Origin of the sequence: Microbacterium sp. NPDC089698, assembly GCF_044749045.1 — a bacterium.
GTDB lineage: Bacteria > Actinomycetota > Actinomycetes > Actinomycetales > Microbacteriaceae > Microbacterium.
Genome location: NZ_JBIVHE010000006.1, coordinates 327,686 through 338,429 on the forward strand (window position 1 = coordinate 327,686; position 10,744 = coordinate 338,429).

A 10,744-nucleotide genomic window follows, 5' to 3' on the forward strand; every position below is an offset into this window, starting at 1 on the left:
GGTCGCCTCCGGCCCGCCGCGGCGCCACCCTCCACGAAAGGACTCCCGATGGAGAACACCCAGACCACGCCGGCCGACGAGGCCGCAGCGGCCACGGCCGCGCACCCCGAGGTGCAGATCAGCGCGGGCCGCGTGCGCGGGCGCTGGCATGACACGATCGCGCCTGGATCGGGTCCGCGCGGGAACCTCCGCTCCGCGGCGTTCCTCGGCATCCCGTTCGCCGAGGCGCCGGTGGGCGAGCTGCGCTTCGCGGCGCCCTTGCCGAAGGCCCCGTGGCAAGGCGTGTTCGACGCCGCCGCGTTCGGGCCCACCGCGCAGCGGGGCGACCCCGGCGTCACGCTCATTCCCGAGCCGAGCGTGCCGGGGGAGTCGACGCTCAACGTGAACGTCTACACGCCGAGCCCCGAGACCGCGACCGGGGCCGGCCTCCCCGTGCTCGTCTACATCCACGGCGGCGGGTACTTCGCCGGATCCCCGGCGAGCCCCTGGTACGACGGGCGCAACTTCACGCGCGACGGCGTGGTGACCGTGACCCTCTCCTACCGGCTCGGGTTCGACGGGTTCGGCTGGATCGAGGACGCGCCGTCGAACCGCGGCGTTCGTGACTGGCTGCTGGCGCTGGAGTGGGTGCAGCAGAACATCGCGGCCTTCGGCGGGGATCCGGCTCGCGTCACGATCGCCGGGCAGTCGGCGGGCGGCGGTGCCGTCATGACCCTGCTCGGCATGGAGAAGGCGCAGCACCTGTTCCAGGGCGTCTACGCGATCTCCGGCGCCCTGGCGGATGTCTCGGCGGCCCGGTCGGAGGAGTTCGGCCGCCGGCTGGCCGCCGAGCTCGGCGTCGCGCCGACGCGTGCGGGCCTCGGCGCGCTGAGCGAGGAGCGCATCCTCGAGGTGCAGAAGAAGCTCACCGCGTTCGACGGCGGCGACATGGGCGACATCGTCGAGAACGGACTGCCGCTCGGCCCGTCCGTCGACGGCGACCTCATCCTGCGGCCCACGCCGGAGTCCTTCCGTGCGGGTGTCGGCGCGGACAAGCCGCTCGTGCTCGGCGCCACCGACGACGAGTTCACGATGGCCACGGCGGATGCCGGCAAGGCTATGGCGCTCGTGCCGAAGGGGGTGCTGCTGGGCAAGCTCGGCGTGCCGAAGGAGGCGCGCGCCCCCTATCTCGCCGCGAACGCCGACGTGCTCGCGAAGGGCAAGGCGCGCCTGGCCGGACGCGTGCTGACCGACCGGATGTTCCGGGTCGCGATCCTGCGGATCGTGGCGGATCGCGGTGCCGCGCCCACGTGGGTGTACCGGTTCTCCTGGCCCTCGGGGCACTTCGGGTTCGCCGAGCACTGCCTCGACGTCCCGTTCTTCTTCGACTGCCTCGACGGCCCCGCGATGGAACCGCTCGCCGGCCCGAACCCGCCGCAGGAGCTCGCCGATGAGGTGCACGCCGCCGCGGTCGCGTTCATCGCGGGCGGGGATCCCGGCTGGCCCCGCTACGGTGCGGAGGAGATCGCGCGCGTGTACGACACCCCGTCGCGCGACGAGGCCGACGCCTATGCGTCGGTGCGACCGCTGCTCGCTACCGGTCGCTGAGCGAGGCCGGCGAAGCCGGCCGAGACGAGACGCGGTGCGCTCGCGAGAGGACGGCGTTCCGTCTCGGTCGGCTCGGCTCGGTGCGCGCTCAACGACCCCGAACGTGACCCCCGGAGGTCTCGGATCCGGGCGACCGCATGAGGTCGAACAGCGTCTCGATGAGCACGACCATGTCGAGTTCGGGCTCGACGAGCAGCTGCATCTGAGCGCCGTCGGACACGGCCTGCAGCAGCCTCGCCGCGAGCATCGGATCGATGTCGTCGCGGAGCGCGCCCTCCGCCTGCGCATCCGCGATGGTCCCGGCCCAGCGCTCTCGGAGGCCGGCGCTGCGCTCGGCGAAGAACGCGCGGGACGGATGCTCGGGGTTCGCGGCATCGGCCGCGAGGCGGGTGAACAGCTCGACCAGCCCCGGCACCCGCGCGTTGTGCCGCACGATGTCGAGATAGCCGTCGCGCATCTCGTCGAGCGTCGCGGCATCCACCGCGCCGGAGTGGCCGGCCATGTCGACCTCGTCGCGCGTGCGCAGGATCTCGACGAACAGTTCGTCCTTGCTGTCGAAGTAGTGCAGCAGGCCCGCCTGGCTGAGCCCGACCTCCTCGGCGAGCTCCTTCACGGAGGCGCCGTGATAGCCCTCCCGGGCGACCACCGCGAGCGCCGCGCGCAGGATCTCCTCGCGCTTCGCGATGCCCTTCGCGTACGAACCTCGTCGTGCCATGCCCCCGAGACTATCCCGGGGCTGAGCGCTCGCGGATAAAAACCGAGTAACACTTGCTTTCTGTTCCAGAACCTGATCGACTGGCCCTGCCCGTCACCCGAGAGTCGTCCACGAAGGAGTCGACAATGACATCGCCCCGCGATCATCTGCCCGAGCTCAGCACCGAGGAGAAGGCCTCGCTCACGAGCGGCGCCGACTTCTGGACCCTGAAGTCCATCGACCGCATCGGCCTGCCGTCGATCATGGTCACCGACGGTCCGCACGGCCTCCGCAAGCAGGCCGCGGACAGCGATCACCTCGGCCTCAGCGAGAGCGTTCCGGCCACCTGCTTCCCGCCGGCCTCCGGACTCGGAGCCGCCTTCGACCCCGAGCTCGCCGAGCGGGTCGGCGTCGCGCTCGGCGTCGAGTCCGCGATCGAGGACGTCGCGGTCATCCTCGGCCCCGGCATCAACATCAAGCGCTCGCCGCTGTGCGGGCGCAACTTCGAGTACGTGTCGGAGGACCCGATCGTCTCCGGCGTCATCGGCGCGGGGCTCGTGAAGGGCATCCAGTCGCAGGGCGTCGGCTCGTCGCTCAAGCACTTCGCGGCCAACAACCAGGAGTTCGAGCGGATGACCGCGTCGAGCGACGTCGACCCGCGGCCGCTGCGCGAGATCTACCTGCGCGGCTTCGAGCGCGTCGTCAAGGACGCGCAGCCGTGGACCGTCATGTGCTCGTACAACAAGATCAACGGCGTCTACGCCTCGCAGGATCCGTGGCTGCTCACCCAGGTGCTGCGCGACGAGTGGGGCTTCGAGGGCCTCGTGGTCTCCGACTGGGGCGCGGTGAACGACCGCGTCGCCGCGCTCGTCGCGGGCCTGGATCTGGAGATGCCCGGCAGCGATGGCGGCCCCGACCGCGCCGTGGCCGCCGCCGCAGGATCCGACCCGGCCGTCGCGGCCGCGCTGGACGCCTCGGCCGCCCGCGTGCTCGACCTCGTCGGGCGCGCTCAGGCCCGCCCCGCCGTCGCCGGTCCGCTCGACGTCGACGCGCACCACGCCCTGGCCCGCGAGGTCGCCGGTCGCTCGATCGTGCTGCTCAAGAACGACGCGGTCGGCGGCGCCCCGCTGCTGCCGCTCGCCGAGGACGCGTCGATCGCGCTCATCGGCGAGTTCGCCCGCACCCCGCGCTTCCAGGGCGGCGGCTCCTCGCACATCAACCCGACGCGCGTGGACTCGGCGCTCGACGCGCTGAGCGCGGCCGCCGGAGACCGGGTCGCGTTCGCGCCGGGCTTCGCGTTCGACGCCGCGGCCGAGGGTCAGGATGCGCTGCGCGACGAGGCCGTGGCGCTCGCGGCCTCGCGCGATGTCGCCGTGGTCTTCCTCGGCCTCACCGACGCCGAGGAGTCCGAGGGCTTCGACCGCGACCACATCGATCTCGCCGCGCACCAGCTCGCCCTGCTGGACGCGGTCGTGGCGGCGAACCCGCGCACGGTCGTCGTACTGTCGAACGGATCCGTCGTGGCGCTGCCCTTCGCCGACCGTGTGCCGGTGATCCTCGAGGCGTGGCTGCTCGGCCAGGCCGGCGGATCCGCGACCGTCGACGTGCTGCTCGGCACGGTGAACCCGTCCGGCCGCCTCGCGGAGACGATCCCGCACCGCATCGAGGACACCCCGGCGTTCGGCAACTTCCCCGGCTCGAACGGGCACGTGCGCTACGGCGAGGGCATCCTCGTCGGCTACCGCTGGTACGACGCCCGCGACATGGCGGTGACCTACCCGTTCGGCCACGGCCTGTCCTACACGTCCTTCGCCTACGGCGCGGTCTCCGCCGAGGTCACCGCGTCGGGCGACATCGTGGTGACGGTTCCGGTCACGAACACCGGATCCCGTGACGGCCGCGAGGTCGTGCAGGTCTACGTCGCCCCGGTGGCCTCCGCGGTGGAGCGCGCTCCCCGCGAGCTCAAGGCGTTCGCGTCGGTCGAGATCGCCGCGGGCGCCACGGTCGACGTCGTGCTGACCGTGCGCCGCGAGGACCTCGCGTACTGGGACGTCCGGGTCGACCGCTTCGTCGTCGAGGGCGGCGCGTACCGCATCGAGGCCGCCGCGTCGAGCCGCGACCTGCGCGGATCCGTCACGGTCGACGTCACCGGCGACGCGGTCCTGGTGCCGCTCACCCCGGAGTCCACGCTCGCCGCGGTGTTCGCGCACCCGGTCGCCGGCCCGATGGTCGCCGGCGCGTTCGCCGCGCTCCAGGAGCAGTTCGGCGGCGAGGGTGACGGCATCATGTCGGGCGAGGCCATGGCGAAGATGATGGGTTCGTTCCCGATCGGGCGCCTGCCCGCCTTCGGCTGGGGCCTCGACCGCGAGGGCGTGGACCAGCTCCTCGCCGCCGCGAACGCCCCGCAGGGCTGAGCCGGCTCGTTCGTCCCGGAACGCGGTCTCCCTCTTGGGGAGGCCGCGTTCCGCGTTTCGGCGCGGGCCCGAGTGCACGGGATCCTGCCGCCGTGATCGCCGAGCGCACCGGATCCCGCCGGGTGCACGGGATCTTGGCGTGCGGGAGCCGTGGGCTCGGCAGCATGCCGTGCGCGCGGCGAGCGCTACGTTCAACGCGCTGTGCGCCGGGCGGCGGAGGTGGGGCGGGGCGTCAGCGGAGCAGCTTCACCCTGCGGCGCTCGTGCAGGCGCAGGCCGGGGCGCTCCTCGACTTTCACCTCGCCGTCCTCGATCCAGCCGTGACGCTCGTAGAACGTCGCGGCGCGGTCGTTGCCCTCAAGCACCCACAGATACGCGGATCCTGCTCCGTCGGCGCGCAGCGACTCCTCGACCGCGGTGAGCAGCGCGTGCCCGACTCCCCGCGACCAGAGCTCGGGGTGGGCGTAAAGCCCCCACAGCTCGCCGCCGTGCGGACCGGATTCGCGGGGCTCGCCGTAGGTCGCCCACCCGAGGATCCGGTCCGTGTCGGGATCCGCCGCGACCAGGGCGCGAGAGCGTGGGCCCTCCGGCTCCTCCCCGTGGTCCCGTGCTTCCAGGATCCGCCGCCACCCGTCGGCGCGGTCGGTGATCGACAGCTCATCGAGCACGGCCTGCGGCATGAGTCCGCGGTACGCCTCCTGCCACCCGCGCACATGCACCACAGCGATCCCGTGCGCATCGGCCGGGGCAGCGGGGCGGATCAGCATGCGCCGAGCCTAGCCGCGGGACGTGCACGGTCGCCGAGGGCACGGGATCCTGGCGGGCGCACGGGATCGCCGCGAGTGCACGGGATCCTGCCTGCGCGATCCGCGAGTGCACGGGATCCTGCCGCCGCGATCCTCGAGTGCACGGGATCCTGCCGCCGCGTTCTGCGAGCGCACGGGATCCTGCCGGGCGCACAGGATATTCGCGCGCACAAGCCGTGCGCTCGGCAACAACCCGTGCGCTTGGCGAAGCGCGCCCCCGGGTGCACCTCGCGCCCCGGGCTCAGCCCGCGTCTCGGGGTCAGCCGGCGTTGCGGCGGGCTTCCCAGCCCGAGCGCACCATCTCGTCGACCGTGTGACGCATGCGCCAGTCCAGGTCGCGCGCGGCGAGCTCACCGGTCGCGACGATGCGGTCGGGGTCGCCGGGGCGACGCGGGCCGATCTCGGGTGTGAAGTCGATGCCGGTCACGCGCGCCATCGCATCCATGATCTGGCGCACCGACAGGCCGTCGCCGGATCCCAGGTTGTAGGCGGCCTCGACCGGCCGGCCCGCGATCATGCGCTGGGCCGCGGCGACGTGGGCGAGCGCGATGTCGCCGACGTGCACGTAGTCGCGCACGTTCGTGCCGTCCTCGGTGGCATAGTCGTCGCCGTTGATCCGCGGGGTCTCCCCGGCGAGCAGCTTCTCGAACACGATCGGGAAGAGGTTGTGCGGGCTCACGTCGTGGACGGTCGGGTCCGCGGATCCGACCACGTTGAAGTAGCGCAGCGACGTGTGCACGAGGGGGTTCGCGGATCCGGCGGTCGCGACGGCCTCGTCGCGCAGCAGCCACTCGCCGATGAGCTTGGACTCGCCGTAGGGGCTGGCGGGCCGTTTCGGGGTGCCTTCCACGACCAGCGGCACGTCGGGCGTGCCGAACACGGCGGCGCTCGAGGAGAACACGATGTTCGCGACGCCGGCGGCCGCCATCGCCTCGAGGACCACCCGGGTGCCCTCGACGTTCTGCGCGTAGGTGTGCAGCGGACGCTGCACCGAGACCCCTGCGTACTTGTAGCCGGCGACGTGGATCACGCCCTGCACCTCGTGCTCGCGGAGGGTGCGCTCGACGAGCTCCCGGTCCAGGATGCTGCCCCGCACAAAGGCCACGTCCTCGGGCACGAACGACGCGACCCCGCTGGAGAGGTCGTCCAGCACGACCGGGGTGAGACCGGCCTCCGAGAGCGCGCGCACGACGTGCGATCCGATGTAGCCGGCGCCGCCGGTGACAAGCCAGGACATGGGTCTCCTTCCGTCGCGCGGGTGCGCGGCTCTCATTCTTCACGGGGTTCGCTGGGGGAATCCCGGGGCGGATCCGGATCCGTGCTCCCGTCGCAGAAGGGAGCGGCGGGGGACCGGATCCGGGCGCTCAGACGTCGCGGCGCGGCCCTGCCGACGGCGTGACGGTGAACACGTGCGGCGCGGCGAAGCCCGACCCGGCGAACGCCGCTCGCACGGCCTCCGAGACCGCCGGCACCGCGTCATGGTCGACGAGTGCGATCGCGGCGCCGCCGAAGCCGCCACCCGTCATGCGCGCGCCGATCGCGCCGTGCGCGAGGGCGACGTCGACCGCCGTGTCGAGTTCGGGGATCGAGATCTCGAAATCGTCCCGCATCGACGCGTGCGACGCGACGAGCAGATCGCCGATCGCGCGCGGACCGCGCTCCGCGAGCGCCGCGACCGTGTCGAGCACGCGCTGGTCCTCGGTCACGACATGCCGCACCCGGCGGAAGTCCGTATCGTCGAGCAACTCCGCGGCGCGCGGCAGATCCGCGACGGTCACGTCGCGCAGCGCCGCGACTCCGAGCGCGGCGGCCCCGCGTTCGCAGGACTCGCGGCGCTCGCGGTAGCCGCCCGTGGAGTGCGCGTGCGTGACGCCCGTGTCGATCACGAGCACGTCGAGCCCCTCCTCGGCGAATCCGAGCGGGATCGAGCGGGTCTCGAGCGAGCGGCAGTCCAGGAACACCGCGGCATCGGCCCGCCCGAGCATCGACGCCATCTGATCCATGATTCCGGTGGGGGCGCCGACGGCCTCGTTCTCGGCGCGGCGACCCGCCTGCGCGAGCGCGACCGGATCCAGCCCGAGACCCCAGAGCTCGTCGAGCGCCGTGCTCGTCGCGCCCTCGATCGCCGCGGACGACGACAGCCCGGCCCCGACCGGAACGTCGGAGGCGATCGCGATGTCGACGCCCGCGAAGGTGCCGGCGGCCCAGGCGGGCACCAGTGCGCGCAGCGCCCAGGCGACGCCGAGGGGGTAGGCGGCCCACTCCGGGACGGCCGGTCCGTGCTCCTCGACAGCGTTCGCGGCCGTGCGACGGGCGCGCCCGGACGGGAACAGCGTCTCGAGGTCGTCGAGCGCGACCTCGACCGGTTCGGCGGCGAACGTGGACGCGACGCGGATCCGCCCGTCGGTGCGCAGCCGTGCGGCGGCGGCCGTGCGGTGCTGGATCGCGAAGGGCAGCACGAAGCCGTCGTTGTAGTCGGTGTGCTCGCCGATGAGGTTCGCACGTCCGGGCGCCGACCAGACGCCTGCGGGCTCGGATCCGGTCAGCTCGCGGAACAGGGCCTCCGCGGCGGCGACGGCGGCGGGGGCGGCGGCGGAGGAGGCGCTGGCATCGGCGGTGCCGGCCGTCTCGGTCGTCGCGGTGGTGGTGCGGGCAGGGGTCATCGGGTCTCCTCGGGAGGGGTGTGCTGCCGACCGTGTCCCAGTTCGGGTGGGGCCGTGTCCCACTTTCGGCGGTGAAAGTGCTGATTCCGGAGCGAAAAGTGGGACACGGTCTGACAAGGCAGGGTCAGGCAGGACAGGGGCGCGGGGTCAGGGGGTCGGGGCGGGGACCGACGCGATCGCGTCCCGCAGGCGCGCGGCGGCGTCTTCGGGGAGGATCTCGGCGGTCCATGCCGACATCGCGGCTTCGGATCCGGCCAGGAACTTCAGCTTGTCGGCGGCGCGGCGCGGGCTGGTGAGCTCGAGGCGCATCCGGATCTCGTCGCGTCCGACGCGCACGGGCGACTGATGCCAGGCCGCGATGTACGCGGTGGGCGTCTCGTAGAGCGCGTCCACGCCGCGGAGCAGGCGCAGATAGAGCGGGGCGAGCTCGTCGCGCTCGGCGCCCGACAGCGCGGCGAAGTCGGGCACGTGGCGGTGCGGCAGCAGCTGCACCTCGAGCGGCCAGCGCGCGGCGAAGGGCACGAACGCGGTCCAGTGCTCGCCCTGCAGCACGACGCGCTCGGAGCGCTGCTCGGCGTCCAGGATCCGCTCGAACAGATCCGCGCCGGTGCGGGCGATGCTCTCGCGCAGCCGCTGCGTGCGCGGCGTGACGTAGGGGTACGCGTAGATCTGCCCGTGCGGGTGGGGGAGGGTCACGCCGATCGCCTCGCCGCGGTTCTCGAACGGGAACACCTGCTCGATGCCGGGCAGGACGCTCAGCGCCGCGGTGCGGTCGGCCCATGCTTCGATCACGGTGCGCGCGCGGGTGACGGACTGGGTGCCGAAGGATCCGGCGTGCTCCGGACTGAAGCACACGACCTCGCACCGGCCCACGCTGGTGCGGGCGCGCTCGATGCCGATCGTCTCGAGGTCGTCCAGGCCGCGAGGCGGATCGACCGCCTCCGGAGCAGCGCCTACGGCCTCGGCGAGGGCAGGGCCGAACGAGGGGGAGCGGTTCTCGAACACCGCGACGTCGTAGCGGGACGGCACCTCGGAGGGGTTCGTCGGGGACTGCGGGGCGAGGGGATCCGCATCCGCGCTCGGCATCATGACCCGGGTCTGGCGCTTCGTGGCGAACGTGATCCAGTCGCCGGTCAGCACGTCCTGCCGCATCGACGCGGTCTCGGGACGCGGGTCCAGCGTGCGTGCGTCGATCGAGCGCTCCGCGGGGAGGGTGGATCCGGGATCGTCGTAGTAGATGAGATCACGGCCGTCGGCGAGGCGCGTCGCGCGCTTGACCACGCCGGCGGAGAGCGTTGTGGTCTCGGTCGCGACGAACTCGGGAGCGATTTCCATGTTCACGTAAACACGATAAGGCACGCGACGTGATAGCGTCAACAATCCTGAGGTCGGTACATGCGGGACCGGCGGGGTGAGAGGCGGGCCGATGCCGAAGCGCGACGACGAGCTCGAGGAGCTGCGACGGATCGAGAGCGGGGCGCCGTCCGTTCCTGCGCGTCGCGGACCGAAGCCGAGCGGGCGCGTGTCCATGGCGATGGTCGCGGCGCGCGCCGGCGTGTCGGGGCAGACCGTCTCGCGGGTCGTGAACGACAGTCCGCGCGTGGATCCGGCCACGCGCGTGCGGGTCGAGGAGGCCATGGCCGAACTCGGCTACCGCCCGCACCGCGCGGCGCGGGCGCTGCGCACCGGGCGCTCCGAGACGCTGGGAGTGGTCGCGCAGACCCTCGCCACGGTCGGCAACTCCGCCCTGCTCCAGGCCGTCGCCGAGGCCGCGGAGGCGCGTGGCTATGCGCTCGCCGTGGTGACGCTCGGCTCCGCAGGACGCATCGGCGAGGCCTTCGATCGGTTGCGCGACCAGGGGGTCGACGGGGCGATCGTGCTGAACGAGGCCTCGGCGCTGGCCCGCGATGCGGATCCGGCGGGGCTCGCGCTCGTGGTCGTGGACGCGCCGGCGGATCCGCGTTTCACGGTCATCGGGACCGATCACGCCGCGGGCGCCCGGGCGGCGACCGCGCACCTGCTCGACCAGGGCGCGGCGACCGTGCACCATCTCGCGGGGCCCGAGGGCTCGTTCGCCGCCGCGGAGCGCGAGCGCGGCTGGCGGGAGGAGCTCGCTGCGCGCGGGCGGCGGATCCCGGATCCGCTGCGCGGGGACTGGAGCGCGGGTTCGGGTCACGATCGCGGCCGGGTGCTCGCCGCCGATCCGGCGGTCACCGCCGTCTTCGCCGCCAACGACCAGATGGCGCTCGGTCTGCTGCGCGCGCTCGCCGATGCCGGCCGCGGAGTGCCCGAGGACGTCGCCGTCCTGGGCTTCGACGACATCGCCGACGCCGCGGAGTTCCGCCCGCCGCTCAGCACGATCCGACAGGACTTCGCCGCGCTCGGCGAGCAGGCCGTGCGCCTCGTCGTCGACCGCGTCGAGGGCCGGGTCGTCTCGGATCCGGCCCTGCTCGCCCCCGCCCTGATCTCCCGGGCGAGCGCCTAGCTGTACTGACCCGGTGCGTTGTTGACGTAGGAGAGACCTCCGGGGTCGAGTGGAGCTGTCTAGGTTCCCTCGAGTCCACGGAGGTCTCTCGTGTCT

At 73.0% G+C, this 10,744-nt stretch carries 8 protein-coding genes; 3 read left to right on the plus strand and 5 right to left on the minus strand.

Going from position 1 to position 10,744, the window contains the following annotated elements; genetic code table 11:
- Positions 1-48 precede the first annotated feature (48 nt).
- A complete protein-coding gene (locus ACIPY5_RS16875; RefSeq protein ID WP_400972658.1) occupies positions 49-1,587 on the plus strand; it encodes a carboxylesterase/lipase family protein in 1,539 nt (512 codons plus the stop codon).
- Positions 1,588-1,675: 88 nt separating this feature from the next.
- Here ACIPY5_RS16875 and ACIPY5_RS16880 read toward each other — a convergent pair whose 3' ends face one another.
- Entirely contained in the window at positions 1,676-2,302 is a 627-nt protein-coding gene (locus tag ACIPY5_RS16880) for a TetR/AcrR family transcriptional regulator (RefSeq protein WP_400972661.1), read from the minus strand.
- A gap of 125 nt (positions 2,303-2,427) precedes the next feature.
- On the opposite strand from ACIPY5_RS16880, the gene ACIPY5_RS16885 reads away from it, so the two are divergent.
- Complete coding sequence (locus tag ACIPY5_RS16885; RefSeq protein WP_400972664.1) at positions 2,428-4,695, plus strand: glycoside hydrolase family 3 C-terminal domain-containing protein; 2,268 nt, start codon at positions 2,428-2,430, stop codon at positions 4,693-4,695.
- A 232-nt stretch (positions 4,696-4,927) separates the two neighbouring features.
- Here ACIPY5_RS16885 and ACIPY5_RS16890 read toward each other — a convergent pair whose 3' ends face one another.
- The 4 genes from ACIPY5_RS16890 to galT all read right to left on the minus strand — a co-directional run bounded on the left by ACIPY5_RS16890 (position 4,928) and on the right by galT (position 9,498).
- A complete protein-coding gene (locus tag ACIPY5_RS16890) occupies positions 4,928-5,461 on the minus strand; it encodes a GNAT family N-acetyltransferase (protein ID WP_400972667.1) in 534 nt (177 codons plus the stop codon).
- 298 nt (positions 5,462-5,759) lie between these two features.
- Entirely contained in the window at positions 5,760-6,737 is a 978-nt protein-coding gene (gene galE, locus ACIPY5_RS16895) for a UDP-glucose 4-epimerase GalE (RefSeq protein WP_400972670.1), read from the minus strand.
- Between the two features lie 127 nt (positions 6,738-6,864).
- Complete coding sequence (gene galK / locus ACIPY5_RS16900; RefSeq protein ID WP_400972672.1) at positions 6,865-8,163, minus strand: galactokinase; 1,299 nt, start codon at positions 8,161-8,163, stop codon at positions 6,865-6,867.
- A gap of 147 nt (positions 8,164-8,310) precedes the next feature.
- On the minus strand, positions 8,311-9,498 hold the full coding sequence (gene galT / locus ACIPY5_RS16905) for a galactose-1-phosphate uridylyltransferase (RefSeq protein ID WP_400972690.1): 1,188 nt from the start codon (positions 9,496-9,498) through the stop codon (positions 8,311-8,313).
- 193 nt (positions 9,499-9,691) lie between these two features.
- Between galT and ACIPY5_RS16910 the strand changes: the two genes are divergently transcribed.
- Entirely contained in the window at positions 9,692-10,648 is a 957-nt protein-coding gene (locus tag ACIPY5_RS16910; RefSeq protein WP_400972693.1) for a LacI family DNA-binding transcriptional regulator, read from the plus strand.
- The last annotated feature ends 96 nt before the right edge of the window (positions 10,649-10,744 follow it).